This is a genomic window from Kaistia nematophila, from assembly GCF_026343855.1.
Taxonomy (GTDB): Bacteria; Pseudomonadota; Alphaproteobacteria; order Rhizobiales; family Kaistiaceae; genus Kaistia; species Kaistia nematophila.
In genome coordinates, this window is sequence record NZ_JAPKNK010000002.1 from 297,299 (window position 1) to 315,775 (window position 18,477).

An 18,477-nucleotide genomic window follows, 5' to 3' on the forward strand; every position below is an offset into this window, starting at 1 on the left:
CTCAAGCCTCAACAGGCGCCGCAGCGCCCCCCCCCTCTCCCGCTGGCGGGAGAGGGCTGGGGTGAGGGGCTGCCGACCTATTTCAGCGGCGGCGTTCCAAAACTATTGGTCTTCGGGAACTTGTCCGGCGGCAGGCGGCCGGCCTGGCCGCGCTCGGCGATCCAGGGCTTCAGCTCCTCGGCCGTGCGCGTGTAGCTGCGGCCGGACGAATCCATCCAGGTCAGCCCGTCGGCGGTCGAGAACATGCGGACGTCGGCCGGGCCGCCATCCTTGTAGCGCTGCAGGCGGACGCCCTTGCCACGCGTCATCTCGGGCACCTGTTCGGCCGGGAAGACGAGGAACTTGCGGTTCTGGCCGATGATGGCGACGAGATCGCCCGCAGCCTCGACGCAGATCCGCGCCTCCTCGGTGCCGTCGACGTTGAGCACCTGCTTGCCCTTGCGGGTGTTGGCGATCACCTCGGTCTCCGGCACGATGAAGCCGCGACCATCGGTCGAGGCCAGCAGCAGCTTGCGGCCGGGCTTGTGCACGAAAACCGTGACGATGTCCTGCGCATTGTCCATGTCGACCATCAGGCGGATCGGCTCGCCATGGCCGCGACCACCCGGCAGCTTGTCGGCGCCCAGCGTGTAGAACTTTCCGCCGGTCGAGAACACCAGCAGCTTGTCCGTCGTCTCGGCGTGGAAGGCCATCTTCAGGCCGTCGTCGGTCTTGAAGGTCAGCGTCGTGTAGTCGCTGACATGGCCCTTCAGCGCGCGGATCCAGCCCTTCTCGGATACCACCACCGTAATCGGCTCGCGCTCGATCATCGATTGCTGGATGTCCTCGACGTCATGCTCCGGCGCATCGGCGAAGCCGGTGCGGCGCTTGCCGAGCGGCGTCTCGGGCCCGAAGGTCTTGCGGACCTCCTTGATCTGCCAGGCCACCGTCTTCCACTGCTTGTCCTCGGAGCCGAGCAGCGCCTCGATCTCCGCCATCTCGGCCGACAGCTTCTCGTGCTCGCTGCGGATCTCGAATTCCTCGAGCTTGCGCAGGGAGCGCAGCCGCATGTTGAGGATCGACTCGGCCTGCAGGTCGGTCAGCGAGAAGGTCTTGATCAGTTCCTGCTTCGGCTCATCCTCGTAGCGGATGATCCGGATCACCTCGTCGAGGTTGAGATAGGCGACGAGATAGCCTTCGAGCACTTCGAGCCGGTGCTTGATCTGCGCCAGGCGGAAGGCCGAGCGGCGCACCAGAACCTCGCGGCGATGCTCCAGCCATTCGCGGAGAACCTCCGAGAGGTTCATCACCTTCGGCACGATGCCCTTCGAAAGGACATTCATGTTGAGCGAGATCCGGCTCTCGAGCTCGGTGAGCTTGAAGAGCGATTCCATCAGCAGCGCCGCATCGACCGTGCGGGCGCGCGGCTCCAGCACGACGCGGATGTCCTCGGCCGATTCGTCGCGCACATCCGCCAGCAGCGGCACTTTGCGCGTCTGGATCAGCTCGGCGATCTTCTCGATCAGGCGTGACTTCTGCACCTGATAGGGGATCTCGGTGACGACAATCTGGTAGGTGCCGCGACCCTGGTCCTCGACATGCCAGCGCGCGCGGACGCGGAAGCCGCCCTTGCCGGTGCGATAGGCCTCGGTGATCTGGGCGCGGGTGTCGACGATGATGCCGCCCGTCGGCAGGTCCGGTCCCTGCACGTACTGGACGAGATCCTCGGCCGTCGCGTCGGGGTTCTTGATCAGCGCCAGCGACGCGTCGCAGAGCTCGGCGATGTTGTGCGGCGGGATCGAGGTCGCCATGCCGACGGCGATGCCCGAGGTGCCGTTCGCGAGCAGGTTCGGGATGCTCGCCGGCAGAACCACCGGCTCCTTCAGGTCGCCGGAATAGTTCTCGCGGAAGTCGATCGCGTCTTCGTCGATGCCTTCGAGCAGCATCTGCGCGACTTCGGTCATGCGCGCTTCGGTGTAGCGGTAGGCCGCCGCGCCGTCGCCGTCGATGTTGCCGAAATTGCCCTGGCCGTCGACGAGCGGATAGCGCGAGGAGAAATCCTGCGCGAGGCGCACGAGCGCGTCGTAGATCGACTGGTCGCCATGCGGATGGAACGAGCCCATCACATCGCCGACGATCTTGGCCGACTTCTTGAAGGCCGAGTTCGGATCGAGCCGCAGCAGGTGCATGCCGTAGAGGATGCGGCGGTGGACCGGCTTCAGGCCGTCACGCGCATCCGGCAGCGCCCGACCCATGATGGTCGAGAGAGCGTAGGCGAGGTAGCGCTCTTCCAGCGCCTCGCGGAGATTGATGCTTTCGACATGGCCGCCATCCGGCGGAATCAGCGCTTTTCCCATGCCTGATGGGAGTATCCGCTGAATTCCGCCGATTCAAGGAAAACTGGCCGGCCGCCGCCGTTTCATGCCGGCCTGTGGTGCGCGTGCCAGTGCCAGGCGATGTCGATCCGGCGCGGAATCCAGACCTTCTCCTTGGAGGCGACGTAATCGACGAAACGGGCGAGCGCCGCGGCGCGTCCCGGCCGTCCGACGAGGCGGCAGTGCAGGCCGACGCTCATCATCTTCGGCGCGCCCTGCTCGCCCTCCTCGTAGAGCACGTCGAACGCGTCCTTCAGATAGGTGAAGAACTGGTCGCCCGAGTTGAAGCCCTGCGGCGTGGCGAAGCGCATGTCGTTGGTTTCGAGCGTGTAGGGAATGATCAGGTGCGGGCCGTTCGGCCCCTTCACCCAATAGGGCAGGTCGTCGGCATAGCTGTCGGAGGTGTAGAGGAAGCCGCCCTCCTCCATCAGGATCTTCAGCGTGTGGTCTGACGGCTTGCCCTGGTAGAAGCCGAGCGGCCGAGAGCCGGCGACCTCGGTGTGCAGGCGGATCGCCTCGTGGATGTGGCGACGCTCCTCCTCCTCGGAGAAGTCCTTGTATTCGAGCCAGCGCAGGCCGTGGCTGGCGAGTTCCCAGTCCGCCTCCTTCATGGCGGCGACCGCCTCGGGATTGCGGGCCATCGCCTGCGTCACGCCATAGCAGGTGACCGGCACCTGCCGGCTGGTGAACAGCCGCCACAGCCGCCAGAAGCCGGCGCGCGAGCCATATTCGTAGATCGATTCCATGTTCAGGTTGCGCTGGCCGACCCAGGGCTGCGCGCCGACGATCTCCGAAAGCAGCGATTCCGAGGCCTTGTCGCCATCGAGGATGTTGCTCTCGCCACCCTCCTCGTAATTGACGACGAACTGCACGGCCACGTTCGCGCCGCCCGGCCATTTCGGGTCGGGAGTGTTGCGGCCATAACCGATGAGGTCGCGCGGATAGGAAGTCGTCATGCTGTTCCCGGTAAGCTGGCGGAATGGTTATCGTCGCCGCACCACCAAAGCCCGGGTGTCGCGGCAAGCCTGCAATTTCAGCGTTAACACGGCCCGCCGATTCACAGGACGTTAACCTACATGGCTCAAATTCAAGACAATTGGTAGCGACCGCAGCTGCCGCCCTTGCCCGAGGAAGACCCGATGCAGTCCGCGCACCCGCAGTTCCAGGCAGCCAGCCTCCCGGCCGATGATCCGCGCTTCATGGCGGCGCTGGATCTCCAGATCGCCCAGATGCGCCGCGTTCTCGAATTGATGGCGCCGAGCAGCGCCAATACGGATTTCGGTCATGTCCCGTTCGGCGAACGCATGCAGGCAGTCGCCAGCCACGGCTGACATCTTCAGACGCAGATAGAAAAAAGGCCCGATCCGCGGAAGCGTTGATCGGGCCTTTTTCTTTTGCTCGCAGCCGAGGGATCGCACGGTGCAACGAGCGGATGCCGCTAGGGGCTATCCGCCCCGATGCTCGCCGCCAGGCGATCCTCCCGCTCATGCTTGCGCCAGGCGCGCCAGCCGACCGGCAGCACCCCGAGATAGACGATCGCGCCCGCCGTCAGTACATGCCAGGGATAGCTGAGCAGCGAGGCCGCCAGCACCACCACCAGCACGAATAGCGGCAGCACGACCTCGCGCGAAACGCGGGCGCCGAACTTCTTGCCCGACCAGGTCGGCAGGCTGCTGACCATCAGCAATCCGATCGCAATCGTGTAGACCGCCACGACCGGCGCGGTGAAGCGGCCGTGCGGCAGTTCGAGATATTCGAGATAGACCGGCAGCAGGACGAGCAGCGCCCCCGCCGGCGCCGGCACGCCGACGAAGAAGTTCGCCTGCCACTCCGGCTTGTTCGGATTGTCGATCGAGACGTTGAAGCGCGCGAGCCGCAGCGCGGCGCAAATGGCGAAGACGAGCGCCGCGATCCAGCCGAGCGAGCGGACCTCGTCCAGCGCCCAGACATAGAGCAGGATCGCCGGCGCGACGCCGAAATTGACGAAGTCGGTCAGGGAATCGAGCTCGGCGCCGAAGCGCGAGGTCGAGCGCAGCAGCCGCGCCACGCGCCCGTCTATGGCGTCGAGCACGGCGGCGACGACGATCATCGCGATCGCCTCGCCATAGCGCGCCTCGATCGCCATGCGGATGGCCGTCAGGCCGGCGCAAAGCGCCAGCAGCGTGACCAGATTGGGAAGGATCATCCGGATCGGGATCTGGCGAACCTGCCGCAGCCGGGGCCGATGGCCCTCCTCGTCATCGGGGTCGAACGGCGGAAAGATGGTTTCCATCTCAGTCGATCCGCACGCCGGTCGCCCCACCCGCCGCGCCGAAGCGCGCCAGCACCGTCTCGCCGGCGATCGCCGTCTGGCCCTCGGCGACGAGCGGAACGGCGCCCTCGGGCAGATAGACATCCAGGCGGGAGCCGAAGCGGATCAGGCCGAAGCGCTCGCCGGCGGCGAGCTGCTGGCCTTCGCGCGTGAAGCAGACGATGCGGCGGGCGACGAGGCCGGCGATCTGGACCACGCCGAGCGAACCATGCGCGCCTTCGATCACGAGGCCGTTGCGCTCATTGTCCTCGCTCGCCTTGTCGAGCTCGGCATTCAGGAACTTGCCGGGCTTGTAGGCGATGCGCTGGACGCGGCCGGCGACCGGGGCGCGGTTCACGTGGCAGTTGAAAACGTTCATGAAAACGGAGATGCGCACGCGCGGCGCGGTGCCGAGCTCGAGCTCCGGCGGCGGCACGACCGGACCGACCGCCGAGACGCGGCCATCGGCCGGGCTGATGACGAGATCCGGATCGATCGGCGTCACGCGCGGCGGATCGCGGAAGAAATACACGCACCAAGCCGTCAGGATCAGGCCGAGCCAGAACAACGGCCCCCAGAGCCAGCCCAGAAACAGCGAGACGAAGGCGAGGATCGCGATGAAGGGATATCCCTCGCGATGAATCGGCACGAAATTCGCCCGGATCGATTTCAGCACAGAATCCATGCTTTGCCCTGTCTCCTGAATAAGCTGCGTCCGGTAAATCACGGATGGGCCGGCGAGTGAAGCCGCCCCATGCCCTTTCCCGCTGTCGAAACGGGGCGCACTCACCTCTCCCTGAGGGAGAGGTCGACGCACGCAGTGCGGCGGGTGAGGGTTTACGGCCTCAGCCGGATCGTTCCCTACCCCCTCACCCGGAGCTTCGCTCCGATCTCTCGCTCGGGGAGAGATGAAGATTCTGACGCCCCCCCGAAATGGAGAGGACCCTAGCCGACGGTTTCCAGACCGGCCTTCTGTCCGCGCACCACGACGCCCAGCGTATCGGTCTCCTGGACCTGGCGCAGGCGCTCGGCCGCCTCGTCCGCTTCGCGCTGGCGATTCCACATGGAAGCGTAAAGTCCGCCCTTCTGCATCAGTTCGTTGTGGCGGCCGCGCTCGATGATCCGGCCGGCCTCCAGCACGATGATCTCGTCGGCGGTCACAACTGTGGAAAGCCGGTGTGCGATCACCAGCGTGGTGCGCCCGGACGACACGCGATCGAGCGCGCCCTGGATTTCCCGCTCGGTATGCGTGTCGAGTGCCGAGGTCGCCTCGTCCAGCACCAGGATCGGCGGCGCCTTCAGGATCGTGCGGGCGATCGCCACGCGCTGCTTCTCGCCGCCGGAGAGCTTCAGGCCGCGCTCGCCGACCTCGGAATCATAGCCTTCCGGAAGCGACTCGATGAAGGCGCCGATCTGCGCCATCTGCGCGGCCTCGCGGACTTCTTCGCGCGTCGCGCTCGGCCGGCCATAGCCGATATTGTAGGCGATGGTGTCGTTGAACAGCACCGTGTCCTGCGGAACCATGCCGATGACGGCGCGGACGCTCGCCTGCTGCACCTCGCGGATATCGACGCCGTCGATGGTGATGCGGCCGGCGGTGACGTCGTAGAAGCGGAAAATCAGCCGCGAGATCGTCGACTTGCCGGCGCCGGACGGACCGACGATGGCGACCGTCTTGCCGGCCGGAACCTCGAAATCGACGCCCTTCAGGATTTCGCGCGCCGGGTCGTAGTGGAACGAGACATTCTCGAAGCGAACGGCACCCTGCTTGACGACGAGCGCCGGAGCGCCGGGCTTGTCCTGCACCTCTTCCGGCATGTCGAGCAGCCGGAACATCGCCTCGACATCAGCGAGGCCCTGCTTCAGTTCGCGATAGACCGTGCCGATGAAGTTCAGCGGGAACGAGAGCTGAACCAGCAATGCGTTGATCATGACGAAATCGCCGATGGTCTGCTCGCCGCGCATGATCGCCGCGCCGGAGAGCGCCATGCAGATGGTCATGCCGGTGGTGAAGATCACCGTCTGGCCGAAGTTCAGCCAGGCGAGCGACGTCCAGGTCTTGATCGAGGCAGCCTCGTAGCGGGCGAGCGAGCGGTCGTAACGCTCGGCCTCCATCTGCTCGTTGCCGAAATACTTGACCGTCTCGTAGTTCAGAAGCGAGTCGACCGCCTTGGCGTTGGCGTCCGTGTCGGAGGCGTTCATCTCGCGACGGATGGCGATGCGCCAGTTCGAGGCGACGATGGTGAACCAGACATAGGCGACGATGGTGACGGCGATGACAGCGACATAGGTCAGGTTGAACTGCCAGGCGATCACCACGGCCGCCAGCAGGAACTCAAGCAGCGTCGGGAAGGTGTTTAGGATGATGTGGTCGACGATCGAGTCGATGCCCTTCATCCCGTGGTCCATCGTCCGCGACAGGCCGCCGGTGCGGCGCTGCAGATGGAAGCGCAGCGACAGGCGATGCATGTGCACGAAGGCGCGCCGGCCGAGCTTGCGGATCGCGTTCTCGCTGACGCGCGCAAACAGCGCGTCGCGCATCTGGTTGAAGGCGTTGAGCAGGATGCGGCCGACGCCATAAGCGACCACCAGCATGATCGGCACGGTGATGATCAGTGCGAGGCCGCCCTTGTCGCCAGCGGCATTGGCCGGCGCCACGAGCGCATCGGTCGCCCATTTGTAGAGGAACGGGATGCAGACCGTCAGCACCTTGGCCAGCACCAGGATGACGAGCGCGCCGGCGACCCGGAGCTTCAGATCGGTCCGGTCCTTCGGCCAGATATAGGGCCAGAGGCTGGCGATGGTGGAGAACGCGGTAGCGTCCTTATCTTCGTCCGGCACGGCCTTGGCAGGCTGCGGGGTGGCGCTGTTGTTCGCGCTCATTGGCGTCTCTCCAGATCATGGCGGACTGCCGCCGCGCGCTGGCGCAACGGCAAAACCGCGCCTCGGAGCCTGCCCGGGCGCGGTGGAAAACGGGAGCGCGCGATGACGCGCTCCGCTCACATGGTGCTTGCGGCTCAGTTCGTCCAGTTCGCGTCGCCGGTCGGCAACACGAAGGTCTGGCCGGGATAGATCAGATTGGGATTGCGGATCTGATCGTTGTTCGCCTCGTAGATCGTCGAGAAGCGGATACCGCGGCCATAGAGGCGGCGCGAAATGCTCCAGAGATTGTCGCCGCGGCGAATGATGACATTCTGCGGCGCGGGCACGCTGCCGTCCGCCGATGCACCACCTGCGCCGCCACCGCCCGCCACGACCGGCGACAGCGCCGCGACATCGGCGGTGCGATCGAACGGAACCTCGGCGCGGGCGACCACCTTGCCGGTGCTGGTATCGACCTGGTCGACGCGTACGACGCGACGGCCCGGCTCGATCGACTTCGGCGTCTCCAGCAGCCAGCGACCGCCTTCACCCGGCTTTGCCTCGCCAACCGGCTTGTCGTCGACATAGACGCGAACCGGCGCATTGGTCTTGGCCGAGCCGGCGACGAAAGTCTTGCCGTCTTCAGCCTCGACAGCATCGACAGTGACCTTGGGCTCGGTGCTGGCAGGAGCCGCATCGGCGGTCTTCGTCGCGTCGGAGCCTGCTTCGGTGGCCTTGGGCGCGTCGGAGGCGGGGGACTCTGCCTTGGCGACGTCAGTCTTGGTGGCACCGGTCGCCGGGGCAGCCTGCTCCGTCGAACCGGCGACAGGCGCAGCGGCGTCCGCCGGTGCGGCAACCTTGTCGGAAGCGGCGAGCGTATCGCCCGCCTTGGCCGACGCGTCGGCCTTGGGCGCCTCCGCCTTTGCAGTCTCGGTGCCGGCGGATTCGGTCTTCGCCGCATCCGTGCCGGCCGCCTCGGCCTTGCCGGCAGCGTCCGGCGCAGCGGCGGAGGGCGCGGCGGTCTCGGGCTTCGCGGCGGCCTCCGGGGTCGTGGTCGCGGTGCCCCCCGCCTGCGGCACAGCCGGTTCCGGCGTCGCGGCGGCCACCTTGGTCTCGGCGCCGGCATCCGGCTTCTGCAGGACCTTGCTGGCGGCGTCCGGCGTGTTCAGGACGACGAGCGCCTCGCCCTTGCCCGGCTCCTGCACCTGCACGGCGACGGTCTGCTCGGAAAGGGTCTCGGTCTTCTTGTCGGCCGAGGTGGTGCGGATCGAAAGGTCGTGCGTGCCTGCAGCGAGCGGCTTCTCCACCGCCATAGCCCATTCGCCGCGCTCATTAGCCTCGGCGGTCGCGATCGGCGCGGAGCCGTCCAGCAGTTCGACCTTAGCCTTCGGCGCGGCGAGGCCGGCGACGACGGTCTCGCCGGTCGGCTCGACGCGGACGATGTCGAAGCTCGGAGCGGCGCTCTCGGCCGGCGCCTCGGCCTGCTTCGCGGCGCCCGAAGCATCGGCAGTGGCATTCGAAGCCGCGTCAGCCGGCTTGGGCGCGTCGGCGGGCTTGTCGGCCTCGGCTGCCTTGGATGTATCGGTAGTCTTGGAGGCGTCGGCGGTGCCGGAATCAGCAGCCGGCTTCGCATCCGCAGACTTGGAATCTGCAGACTTGGCGTCCGCCGAAGCCGTGGAGCCGGCGCCCGGCGTGGAACTCGGCTTGACGACAAGGCCGTAGTAGCCCCCGACCAGGATAGCGGCAATCGCCACGACGCCGGCGACGCGGCCGGAAGTCTTCGGCCCGGAGGGTGTATTTTCAGCCATCGATGCTCAAACCTGTCGCTCAAAACGGAACGGTTTCGCGTTCCGCGCCCGGCGGGCACTCATTCCCCTGCCGGATCCGCCGATTCCCTGGCTGTTTCCCCGGCATCTCACGAAACTGTTATACCTGCTTTCCCCCGCGCGACAAGGCAGCGAAACCGCAGTTTCCGAGGCTCTGTGACGCATTTGCCGACCGCTTGACGGTCGCCGCCACGGATGCGAGGAAGGCCCTATGACAGAGCTTTCCTCGATTTGCGTCTACTGCGGTTCCTCCACCGGAGATCGACCCGTCTATGCCGAATTTGCCGAGCGTCTCGGTGATCTCATGGGCCAGGAAGGCCTCGGCCTCGTCTATGGCGGCGGCGCCATCGGCCTGATGGGAATTACCGCCCGCTCGGTCATGGCCGCCGGCGGCCATGTGACAGGCATCATCCCGCAGTTCCTGAAGGAACGCGAAGTGATGCTGGAAACGGCGCATGAACTGATCGTCACGGAGGACATGCATGAGCGCAAGCGCATGATGTTCGAGCGTTCGGACGCCTTCGTCGCCCTCCCGGGCGGCATCGGCACGCTCGAGGAGCTGGTCGAGATGATGACCTGGGCCCAGCTCGGCCGCCACCGCAAGCCCGTGCTGATCGCCAACATCAATGGCTTCTGGGATCCGCTGATCGCGCTTCTGCGACACATGGCCGATTCCGGCTTCATCCGGCGCGGCTTCGAAGTCAACTACCTCGTCGTCGACAGCGCCGAGCAGGTGCTGCCGAAGCTGCGCGAAGCGATTGCCCGCACGGTCGAGCCGGCGCCCGTCGTCGAGCCGATGCCGATCGCCGACCTCTGAGCGATCGGCCCTCTTCCGAAGCGGCTAGGGTGCGGGCACGAGCGGCTCGCGCGCGCCGGTGAGGAAGTCGACGATGCCCGCGGGTCCGCGCTCGCCGAGGCAAAGCGCCAGCACCTGATGGGCAGCCGCGGCTTCCGACGCGCTGCGCGGGAACATCGCCGCCTCATAGGCGGCGAAGGCGGCCTCGATGTCGCCGGCGTGCGCCACGATCGCCTCGCCGAGTTCAGCGCCGTCCAGCATCGCCAGGTTCGCGCCCTCGCCGGCCGGCGGCGCCAGGTGCGCGGCATCGCCGACAAGCGTAACGCCGGGCACGCGCTCCCATTTCAGCCCGACCGGCAGCGCATACAGCCGCCGCAGCACCAGCGCGGTCTCGCCTTCCGTGATCAGCGCGGTCAGCGCCGGCGCCCAGCCCTCGAACTCCGCGGCGACCCGCGCCATCAGCGCATCGGAATCGGCAAGGTCGATGGCGTCGAACCACGCCTCGGGGCGCTTCAGCCCGATATAGCTGTGCAGGATTCCATTCGGCTCACGATGGGCAAAGATCCCCTTGCCCGGCGCCAGCACGAACAGCGCGCCGCCACCGACCGCCTCGGCCGTGGCGGCATGCCGTGCGTCGGCATCGTGCAGATAGGTCTCGACGAAGCTCGTGCCGATATAGTCGGGTTTCACGTCCGTCAGCAGGGGCCGCACTCTGGACCACGCGCCGTCCGCGCCGACGAGCGCTTCGGCCACGACCTTCGATCCGTCGGCGAAGCCGAGTTCATGCCGGCCTCCGCCCAGCGCCGCGATGGCGACGAGTTTCCTGCCCCACTGGATCGTGCCCGGCGGCAGGGATTCGAGCAGGATCCGCCGCAACTCACCGCGCAGCACCTCGGGCCGCCCGCCCGTGCCGTCGTCCGGCTGGTCGAGCAGGACGGTGCCGTCCCGATCGAGCACACGCGTCGCCTCGCCGCCCTCATGCACCAGGGCACGAAACGCATCATAGAGCCCCGCCGCCCGCAGCGCCCCCTGCCCGTCCGCTTCGTGAATGTCGAGCATACCGCCCTGGGCGCGAGCGCCAGCCGAGGGATCCGCCTCATAGATTGTCGCCGGGATGCCGTGGAGGTGAAGGACGCGTGCGAGGGTTAGGCCGCCCAGGCCCGCGCCGACGATCGTGACCGCTGCCATCATCGAGTTCCTTTCAGGATCAGAATGGAACGACGTTCCATACATCGTAATTGGAATGGCGTTCCATGCATGTCAAGATGCCGGCATGAAAACCGAACCCCCTCGAACCGAACGGCGCGCCGACGCGCTCTCGAAGCAGCGGATCGTCGAAGCGGCGATCGAGATCCTCGACGCCGACGGCGAGACCGCGCTGACATTTCGCGCGCTGGCGGCGCGACTGGCGACGGGAAGCGGCGCCATCTACTGGCACGTCGCCGATAAGGGCGAGCTGCTGGCGGCGGCGACCGACGAGATTGTCGCCCGCGTCATGACCGGCATCGTCCCGGAAGTGGAGCCGCGCGCGGCGATCCGGGCTATCGCTCTGGGCGTGTTCGATGCGATCGACGCCCACCCCTGGGTCGGCGCCCAACTGACGCGCGAGCCGTGGCGGCCGGCACTGTTGCTGGTATTCGAGGGAATTGGCGGACGGCTGCAAACGCTTGGCGTGCCGGAACGGGCGCAGTTCGACGCCGCTTCGACCCTGCTCAGCTACGTCATCGGCGTCGGGGGACAGAACGCCGCCCACGCGCGCATGGCGCGCGATGAGGAGCGGACGGATCGGTCAGCCTTTCTCGGCGAAGTCGCCGATCGATGGTCTGCGCTGTCGGCCTCCGGATATCCGTTCCTGCGTCATGTGGCGGCGCAGATGCGCGACCATGACGACCGCGAGCAGTTCCTTGCGGGCGTCGACCTCATCATGGCGGGCATAGCTGCCATCCAATAGATTCGCCCGGCTGCGGCGAAGGGCGCCCGTGCGGGCGCCCCGCTCGTTCAGGCGGCGACGGGCTTCGCGCCGGCGCGGATCAGCTTGTAGATGATCGAATCGAGCAGCGCCTCGAAGGAGGCGTCGACGACGTTTTCCGACACGCCGATCGTCATCCAGCTGTCGCCGGTGCCGTCGCGCGTCTCGATCAGCACGCGCGTCACCGCCTCCGTGCCGCCGTTCAGGATGCGGACCTTGTAGTCGATCAGCTCGAGATCCCGGATGATGTCCTGATAGACGCCGAGATCCTTGCGCAGCGCTCGGTCGAGCGCGTTGACCGGGCCGTTGCCTTCCTCGACCGTCAGCAGCCGCTCACCGCCGACGATCAGCTTCACCACGGCCTCCGAGACCGAGATCTGCTTGCCGATCGCGTTGAAGCGGCGCTCGACGGTGACGTGGAAGCTTTCAACGGTGAAATAGTCCGGCACGTGCCCGAGCGTGCGCCGGGCCAGCAGCTCGAACGAGGCGTCGGCGCCCTCATAGGAATAGCCGACCGCCTCGCGCTCCTTCACCTCGGCGAGCAGCGCGTCGAGGCGGCGATCGCTCTTGTCGACCGAGATGCCGAGCCGCGCCAGTTCCGCCAGCAGATTCGAGCGGCCGGCCTGGTCCGAGACCAGGACGCGGCGATGGTTGCCGACCTGCTCCGGCTTCACATGCTCGTAGGTGCTCGGATCCTTGACGATGGCCGAGGCATGGATGCCCGCCTTGGTGGCGAAGGCCGAGGCGCCGACATAGGGCGCCTGACGGTTGGGCGCGCGGTTGACGATCTCGTCGAAACGATGCGAAAGCGCCGTCAGCCCGCGCAGCGACTCGGTCGAGACGCCGATCTCGAAGCGGTCGGCATAGAACGGCTTCAGCATCAGCGTCGGGATGATCGAGGTCAAATTAGCGTTGCCGCAGCGCTCGCCGATGCCGTTCAGTGTGCCCTGGATCTGGCGCGCGCCGCCGCGCACGGCGGCCAGCGAATTGGCGACAGCCTGCTCGGTGTCATTATGGGCGTGCACGCCGAGATGATCGCCCGGAATGACCTTGGCGACCTCGCGGACAATCGCCTCGACCTCTTCCGGCAGCGTGCCGCCATTGGTCTCACACAGCACGACCCAGCGCGCGCCGGCGTCATAGGCCGTCCTGGCGCAGGCCAGCGCATAGGCCGGATTGGCTTTGTAGCCGTCGAAAAAGTGCTCGCAATCGACAAGCGCTTCTTTGCCGGCCGCGATCGCCGCCTCGACCGACTGGCGGATGCCGTCGAGGTTTTCTTCCTCGGTGGCGCCGAGCGCGACCTTGACCTGGTAGTCCCAGCTCTTGGCGACGAAGCAGATCGCGTCCGATGCGGAAGCGAGCAGCGTGTTGACGCCGGGATCGTTGGAGAGGCTGACCCCTGCCCGCTTGGTCATGCCGAAGGCGGTGAAGGTCGCCCGCTTTGTGCGCCTCTCGGAGAAGAACCGCGTATCGGTCGGGTTGGCGCCGGGATAGCCGCCCTCGACATAGTCGACGCCGAGTTGGTCAAGCAGGTCGGCAATCAGGACCTTGTCCTCGACCGAGAAGTCGACGCCATTCGTCTGCGCGCCGTCGCGCAGCGTCGTATCGAAAAGATAGAGGCGCTCTTTCGTCATTCCGCGTCTTCTTCCGGCGCCGCCTTGCGGTCCCATGTCGTCCAGAACTCGCCGGTCACCTCGTCCTTGCCGTCGATGATGACGAGGCCCATGGCGTCGAGCTGCTTACGGATGCTGTCGGCCTTGGCGAAGTCCTTCGCCTGGCGGGCGGCGATGCGGTCGGCGATCAACTGATCGATCAGGTCTTCGTCGAGCGGAATCTGGGTCATCTTGGTGTGCTTTCCTGTTGGGGATGGCGTGGTCGGCCTCAGGCCGTCAGCGCTTCACCTCCCACGTCGTGACGATCTCGCCGGTCGCCGGATCCTTGGCGTCCTTGAGCGCAATGCCCATGCCGTCGAGCACCTGGCGGATGCGATCCGCCTCGGCGAAGTTCTTGGAGCGGCGCGCGTCGAGACGGGCGGCGATATAGGCTTCTATCTCCGCGTCGGCGGGACCGTCCGTCACGGCATGGCCGTAAGAATAGATCTCGGCCGAAGCCTCGCCATTCCAGAGGCCGAGGAAGCGCATCGAACGCGAAAGTTTGGTCGCCGCCTCGACGTCCCCCTTCTGCCGCGCCCAGGCCGCCATCAGCGCCTTGGCCTCGGAGAAGTTCAGATCATCGGCCAGCTTCTCCACTAGCTCTGCCGGCGGCTCGTCGCTGTCGCCCGGGTCGGCGCCGATGACGAAATCGATCCAGTCGGCGAGCTGCTTGCGCGCCTCGACCAGCCGCTCGGCGGTGAAATCGATTGGTTGGCGGTAATGCGTCGTCAGCATGGCGAAGCGCAGCACATAACCGTGCCAGACATTCGAACCGAAGCTGCCGGTTTCCAGCAGTTCGCGGATGGTGACGAAGTTGCCGAGGCTCTTCGACATCTTCTCGCCTTCGACCTGCAGGAAGCCGTTATGCATCCAGATATTGGCCATGCACGGCGCGTCGAAGGCGCAGCAGGACTGCGCGATCTCGTTCTCGTGGTGCGGGAAGACGAGATCGATGCCGCCGCCATGGATGTCGAAGGTGTTCTTCTGCGGATCGTCGCAGGAAAGCCCACCGCCGAACGGCTCCAGAAGCTTCGCCATCGACATGGCCGAGCATTCGATGTGCCAGCCGGGACGGCCGCGCCCCTCGATGCCGGCCGGCGACGGCCAGCCCGGCTCGTTGTCGGCCGAAGGCTTCCAGAGCACGAAATCCATCGGCTCCTTCTTGTAAGGTGCTACGTCAACCCGTGCCCCGGCCAACATCTCGTCGAGCGAACGGCGAGCGAGCGCGCCATAGCGCGGCAGCTTGCCGTTGAGCGCGTCCATCGCCGAGGGCGAGAACAGCACATGGCCTTCCGCGACATAGGCGACGCCGCGCTCGACGAGCCGCTCGATCATCGCCTTCATGCCATCGATGTGCTCGGTGGCGCGCGGCTGCTCGGTCGGCGGCAAGCAGCCGAGCGCCGCCACATCCGCCTGGAACTGCGCGTCGGTCTTTTCCGTGACCAGCCGGATCGCCTCGTTCAGCGGCAGGTCGGGATAGTCGACGGCGGCGCGCGCGTTGATCTTGTCGTCGACGTCCGTGATGTTGCGGACATAGGTGACGTGATCGGCGCCATAGACATGGCGCAGCAGGCGGTACAGCACGTCGAAGACGATGACCGGCCGCGCATTGCCGATATGAGCGAAATCGTAGACCGTCGGACCGCACACATACATGCGAACATGCGGCTTGCCCGTAGCGGGATCGCGGAAGAGCGGGTTCAGCTCGTCCTTGTCCTTCGTCAGCGTATTGTAGAGGCGCAGCGTCATTGAACGATCCCGATGAACAAAAGCCCGCCTGCCAAGGCGTTCATCTCTATCGGAACGGAACAGAGGAACGGCCTCAGCCAGCGAGCGCTAGCCGGTAATAATCCCGCAGCAGGTAATGCCGTTGAAACGCGGAAAAGCCGTCATGCCAGCGTGATGACGGAATTCGGACGAAGCGTCAAGGCGGAAGCCATCCACAGTCCCGCCATCAACGTCACCAAAACCCTAAGATCGGGACAATTTTAATCAAATCGCAATTATTCCGAACGATATCTGAACGCAGGTTTCAGGTCGGGTTCAGCGGCGGGGGCGCAGGATCCGAGCATCGACCGGCTTTTGGAGTATTGCGTCATGGCCACTCGTTCGTTCTTCGCCGTCACCCTCTTTGCGACGCTGATCGGTATCGGCCTCGCCGAAATGGTCCAGCGCCCGACCCACACCGACATCCGGGATCCGCGCGCGTCCGCCCTCAGCATGTGCATGAGCAAGGGCGTCGCCTGCGGCGTAGCAGCCAACCGCGCCGGCTTCGCCTCATTCTGACATTCAATCGCTCGCCTCGCTGGCCCTGATCGGCTACGACGGATCGCGGCAGGCAAGCTGCCCACCATCCGTATCGTTCGCAGGCAAGACAATGACCGACAAAAGCCCGGCCGGCGCCGATCTCGACGAGAGCGCGCTGTTCTTTCACCGCTTCCCACAACCGGGAAAGCTTGAGATCCGGGCGACGAAGCCCCTCGGCAATCAGCGCGACCTGGCGCTCGCCTATTCGCCGGGCGTCGCGGCCCCCTGTCTCGCCATCGAGAAGGACCCTGCCAAGGCCTTCGACTATACCGCCCGCGGCAATCTGGTCGCGGTCATCTCCAACGGCACCGCCGTGCTCGGCCTCGGCGCCATCGGCGCCCTCGCCTCGAAGCCGGTGATGGAGGGCAAGGCCGTCCTCTTCAAGAAGTTCGCCGGCATCGACGTGTTCGACATCGAGGTGGACGAACGCGACATCGATCGCTTTGTCGACGTGGTGGCGGCGCTGGAGCCGACCTTCGGCGGCATCAACCTCGAAGACATCAAGGCGCCGGAATGCTTCGAGATCGAGCGCAAGCTGCGCGCGCGGATGCAGATCCCCGTCTTCCATGACGACCAGCACGGCACGGCGATCATCGTCGGCGCCGCCGTCATCAACGGTCTGAAGCTGAAGCAGAAGCCCATATCGGAAGCGAAGATCGTCTGTTCGGGCGCCGGCGCCGCCGCGCTCGCCTGCCTGAACCAGATGGTCGCGCTCGGCGCGAAGCTCGAGAATATCTGGGTCGCCGACATCGAGGGCGTCGTCTACGAGGGCCGCGAGGCGCTGATGGACCCGTGGAAGTCCGTCTTCGCCCAGAAGACCGACAAGCGGAAGCTCGCCGACATCATCGACGGCGCTGACGTCTTCCTCGGCCTCTCCGCCGCCGGCGTGCTGAAGCCCGACATGGTCGCCCGCATGGCCGAGCGGCCGCTGATCCTGGCGCTCGCCAATCCGAAGCCGGAGATCATGCCGGACGACGCGCGCGCCGCGCGGCCCGACGTGATGATCTGCACCGGCCGTTCCGATTTCCCCAATCAGGTCAATAACGTACTCTGCTTTCCTCACATCTTCCGCGGCGCGCTCGACGTCGGCGCGACGACGATCAACGAGGAGATGAAGCAGGCCGCGGTCCACGCGATCGCAGCCCTCGCCCAGGAGGAGCCGTCCGACATCGCCGCGCAGGCCTATGGCGGCGTGCAGCTCACCTTCGGACCGGACTACCTGATCCCGTCGCCCTTCGATCAGCGCCTGATCCTGCGGATCGCGCCGGCGGTGGCGCGGGCGGCGATGGAATCCGGCGTCGCGACGCGGCCGATCGCCGATTTCGACGCCTATATGGACCGCCTGACCCGCTTCGTCTTCAAGTCGGGCCTGTTGATGAAGCCGATGGTGGCGGCCGCCAAGCAGGACGTGAAGCGCGTCATCTATGCCGATGGCGAGGACGAGCGCGTGCTGCGCGCCGCCCAGGTGGCGCTGGAAGACGGCCTGGCGCAGCCGATCCTGATCGGCCGCCCCTCGGTGATCGAGACCCGCGTCAAGCGCTTCGGCCTGCGCTTCAAACCGGGCACGGATTGCGAGATCATCAATCCCGAGGACGACAAGCGCTATCGCGAGTATGTCGAGCTCTATCTCGACAAGATGGGCCGGCGCGGCATCACGCCGGAAGCGGCGCGCACCATCGTCCGCACCAATTCGACCGTCATCGGCGCGCTGGCGCTGATCCGCAGCGATGCCGATGCGCTGCTCTGCGGTCTCGAGGGCCAGTTCCGCACCAATTTCCGCGTCATCCGCGACGTCATCGGCCTCAGGCCGGGCAGCCACGCCTATTCGGCGATGAGCCTGCTGATCAGTTCGGGCGCGACGACGTTCCTCACCGACACCTATGTCAACGAGAACCCGACGGCGGAGGAAATCGCGGAAGTGACCCGGCTCGCCGCCGACCACATCCGCCGCTTCGGCATCACCCCGAAGGCGGCGATGCTGTCGCACTCCAACTTCGGCTCGCGCGACAACATCTCGAGCGCCAAGATGCGGGCGGCGACGCAGATCCTGTGGGAGACGGCGCCCGAGCTCGAGGTCGATGGCGAGATGCACGGCGACTCGGCGCTTTCCGAGACGCTGCGCGCCCGCGTGATGCCGAAGTCGAAGCTGACCGGCGAAGCCAATCTCCTGGTGTTCCCGAACCTCGACGCCGCCAACATCACGATGAACGTCGTCAAGGTGATGACCGACGCGCTGCATGTCGGCCCGATCCTGCTCGGCGCCGCCAAGCCTGCCCATATCCTGACGCCGTCCGTGACGTCGCGCGGCATCGTCAACATGACGGCGCTGGCCGCCGTGGAGGCGCAGAGCGTCTGATCGAGGCGCCCGACACCCGCATGCGCATGCGGATGCGGATGGGCAGGCACGCGTCAACCTGATCT

At 66.3% G+C, this 18,477-nt stretch carries 15 protein-coding genes; 5 read left to right on the plus strand and 10 right to left on the minus strand.

Going from position 1 to position 18,477, the window contains the following annotated elements; all coding sequences use genetic code 11:
• Positions 1 to 77: 77 nt before the first annotated feature.
• Complete coding sequence (parC, locus tag OSH07_RS05695) at positions 78 to 2,336, minus strand: DNA topoisomerase IV subunit A (RefSeq protein ID WP_266337649.1); 2,259 nt, start codon at positions 2,334 to 2,336, stop codon at positions 78 to 80.
• Positions 2,337 to 2,398: 62 nt separating this feature from the next.
• On the minus strand, positions 2,399 to 3,310 hold the full coding sequence (gene puuE / locus OSH07_RS05700; protein WP_266337650.1) for an allantoinase PuuE: 912 nt from the start codon (positions 3,308 to 3,310) through the stop codon (positions 2,399 to 2,401).
• A gap of 183 nt (positions 3,311 to 3,493) precedes the next feature.
• On the opposite strand from puuE, the gene OSH07_RS05705 reads away from it, so the two are divergent.
• Positions 3,494 to 3,685: a hypothetical protein gene (locus tag OSH07_RS05705; RefSeq protein ID WP_266337651.1), complete on the plus strand. Its 192-nt coding sequence runs from the start codon at positions 3,494 to 3,496 to the stop codon at positions 3,683 to 3,685.
• A 107-nt stretch (positions 3,686 to 3,792) separates the two neighbouring features.
• On the opposite strand, the gene pssA is transcribed toward OSH07_RS05705, so the two are convergent.
• The 4 genes from pssA to OSH07_RS05725 all read right to left on the minus strand — a co-directional run bounded on the left by pssA (position 3,793) and on the right by OSH07_RS05725 (position 9,314).
• Positions 3,793 to 4,626, minus strand: coding sequence for a CDP-diacylglycerol--serine O-phosphatidyltransferase (pssA, locus tag OSH07_RS05710; protein WP_266337652.1), 834 nt, complete (start codon positions 4,624 to 4,626; stop codon positions 3,793 to 3,795).
• A 1-nt stretch (position 4,627) separates the two neighbouring features.
• Entirely contained in the window at positions 4,628 to 5,329 is a 702-nt protein-coding gene (locus OSH07_RS05715) for a phosphatidylserine decarboxylase (RefSeq protein ID WP_266337653.1), read from the minus strand.
• Between the two features lie 260 nt (positions 5,330 to 5,589).
• Positions 5,590 to 7,527, minus strand: coding sequence for an ABCB family ABC transporter ATP-binding protein/permease (locus tag OSH07_RS05720; RefSeq protein WP_266337654.1), 1,938 nt, complete (start codon positions 7,525 to 7,527; stop codon positions 5,590 to 5,592).
• Between the two features lie 134 nt (positions 7,528 to 7,661).
• A complete protein-coding gene (locus OSH07_RS05725; protein WP_266337655.1) occupies positions 7,662 to 9,314 on the minus strand; it encodes a LysM peptidoglycan-binding domain-containing protein in 1,653 nt (550 codons plus the stop codon).
• A gap of 229 nt (positions 9,315 to 9,543) precedes the next feature.
• Between OSH07_RS05725 and OSH07_RS05730 the strand changes: the two genes are divergently transcribed.
• Complete coding sequence (locus OSH07_RS05730; protein WP_266337656.1) at positions 9,544 to 10,149, plus strand: LOG family protein; 606 nt, start codon at positions 9,544 to 9,546, stop codon at positions 10,147 to 10,149.
• Between the two features lie 24 nt (positions 10,150 to 10,173).
• Here the strand turns inward: OSH07_RS05730 and OSH07_RS05735 are convergent, their stop codons facing one another.
• Positions 10,174 to 11,319 (minus strand): FAD-dependent oxidoreductase, encoded by a 1,146-nt coding sequence (locus tag OSH07_RS05735; protein ID WP_266337657.1) that lies wholly within the window; start codon positions 11,317 to 11,319, stop codon positions 10,174 to 10,176.
• On the opposite strand from OSH07_RS05735, the gene OSH07_RS05740 reads away from it, so the two are divergent.
• Positions 11,303 to 12,079 carry a TetR/AcrR family transcriptional regulator gene (locus OSH07_RS05740; protein WP_338149868.1) on the plus strand — a complete coding sequence of 259 codons (777 nt, stop codon included), beginning with the start codon at positions 11,303 to 11,305 and terminating at the stop codon, positions 12,077 to 12,079. The two genes, OSH07_RS05735 and OSH07_RS05740, sit on opposite strands and share 17 nt — an antisense overlap.
• 47 nt (positions 12,080 to 12,126) lie before the next feature.
• Here the strand turns inward: OSH07_RS05740 and cimA are convergent, their stop codons facing one another.
• From cimA to cysS, 3 genes are read right to left on the minus strand one after another with little or no spacing between them, the layout of a single operon-like run.
• The gene (gene cimA / locus OSH07_RS05745) at positions 12,127 to 13,731 is read right to left on the minus strand and encodes a citramalate synthase (RefSeq protein WP_266337658.1); all 1,605 of its coding nucleotides are present in this window, start codon (positions 13,729 to 13,731) and stop codon (positions 12,127 to 12,129) included.
• Positions 13,728 to 13,940, minus strand: coding sequence for a CysS/YqeB C-terminal domain-containing protein (locus OSH07_RS05750; protein WP_266337659.1), 213 nt, complete (start codon positions 13,938 to 13,940; stop codon positions 13,728 to 13,730). Before OSH07_RS05750 ends, cimA begins: the two co-directional genes overlap by 4 nt.
• Positions 13,941 to 13,986: 46 nt before the next feature.
• Positions 13,987 to 15,498: a cysteine--tRNA ligase gene (cysS, locus tag OSH07_RS05755; RefSeq protein WP_266337660.1), complete on the minus strand. Its 1,512-nt coding sequence runs from the start codon at positions 15,496 to 15,498 to the stop codon at positions 13,987 to 13,989.
• Between the two features lie 348 nt (positions 15,499 to 15,846).
• Between cysS and OSH07_RS05760 the strand changes: the two genes are divergently transcribed.
• The gene (locus tag OSH07_RS05760; RefSeq protein ID WP_266337661.1) at positions 15,847 to 16,035 is read left to right on the plus strand and encodes a hypothetical protein; all 189 of its coding nucleotides are present in this window, start codon (positions 15,847 to 15,849) and stop codon (positions 16,033 to 16,035) included.
• A 91-nt stretch (positions 16,036 to 16,126) separates the two neighbouring features.
• Complete coding sequence (locus OSH07_RS05765) at positions 16,127 to 18,412, plus strand: NADP-dependent malic enzyme (protein ID WP_266337662.1); 2,286 nt, start codon at positions 16,127 to 16,129, stop codon at positions 18,410 to 18,412.
• Positions 18,413 to 18,477: the final 65 nt, after the last annotated feature.

Excerpts from the sequence above, each read along its gene's own strand:
- parC (WP_266337649.1), bottom strand. The coding sequence starts at position 2,336 with ATGGGAAAAGCGCTGATTCCGCCGGATGGCGGCCATGTCGAAAGCATC.
- puuE (WP_266337650.1), bottom strand. The coding sequence starts at position 3,310 with ATGACGACTTCCTATCCGCGCGACCTCATCGGTTATGGCCGCAACACT.
- OSH07_RS05705 (WP_266337651.1), top strand. The coding sequence starts at position 3,494 with ATGCAGTCCGCGCACCCGCAGTTCCAGGCAGCCAGCCTCCCGGCCGAT.
- pssA (WP_266337652.1), bottom strand. The coding sequence starts at position 4,626 with ATGGAAACCATCTTTCCGCCGTTCGACCCCGATGACGAGGAGGGCCAT.
- OSH07_RS05715 (WP_266337653.1), bottom strand. The coding sequence starts at position 5,329 with ATGGATTCTGTGCTGAAATCGATCCGGGCGAATTTCGTGCCGATTCAT.
- OSH07_RS05720 (WP_266337654.1), bottom strand. The coding sequence starts at position 7,527 with ATGAGCGCGAACAACAGCGCCACCCCGCAGCCTGCCAAGGCCGTGCCG.
- OSH07_RS05725 (WP_266337655.1), bottom strand. The coding sequence starts at position 9,314 with ATGGCTGAAAATACACCCTCCGGGCCGAAGACTTCCGGCCGCGTCGCC.
- OSH07_RS05730 (WP_266337656.1), top strand. The coding sequence starts at position 9,544 with ATGACAGAGCTTTCCTCGATTTGCGTCTACTGCGGTTCCTCCACCGGA.
- OSH07_RS05735 (WP_266337657.1), bottom strand. The coding sequence starts at position 11,319 with ATGATGGCAGCGGTCACGATCGTCGGCGCGGGCCTGGGCGGCCTAACC.
- cimA (WP_266337658.1), bottom strand. The coding sequence starts at position 13,731 with ATGACGAAAGAGCGCCTCTATCTTTTCGATACGACGCTGCGCGACGGC.
- OSH07_RS05750 (WP_266337659.1), bottom strand. The coding sequence starts at position 13,940 with ATGACCCAGATTCCGCTCGACGAAGACCTGATCGATCAGTTGATCGCC.
- cysS (WP_266337660.1), bottom strand. The coding sequence starts at position 15,498 with ATGACGCTGCGCCTCTACAATACGCTGACGAAGGACAAGGACGAGCTG.
- OSH07_RS05760 (WP_266337661.1), top strand. The coding sequence starts at position 15,847 with ATGGCCACTCGTTCGTTCTTCGCCGTCACCCTCTTTGCGACGCTGATC.
- OSH07_RS05765 (WP_266337662.1), top strand. The coding sequence starts at position 16,127 with ATGACCGACAAAAGCCCGGCCGGCGCCGATCTCGACGAGAGCGCGCTG.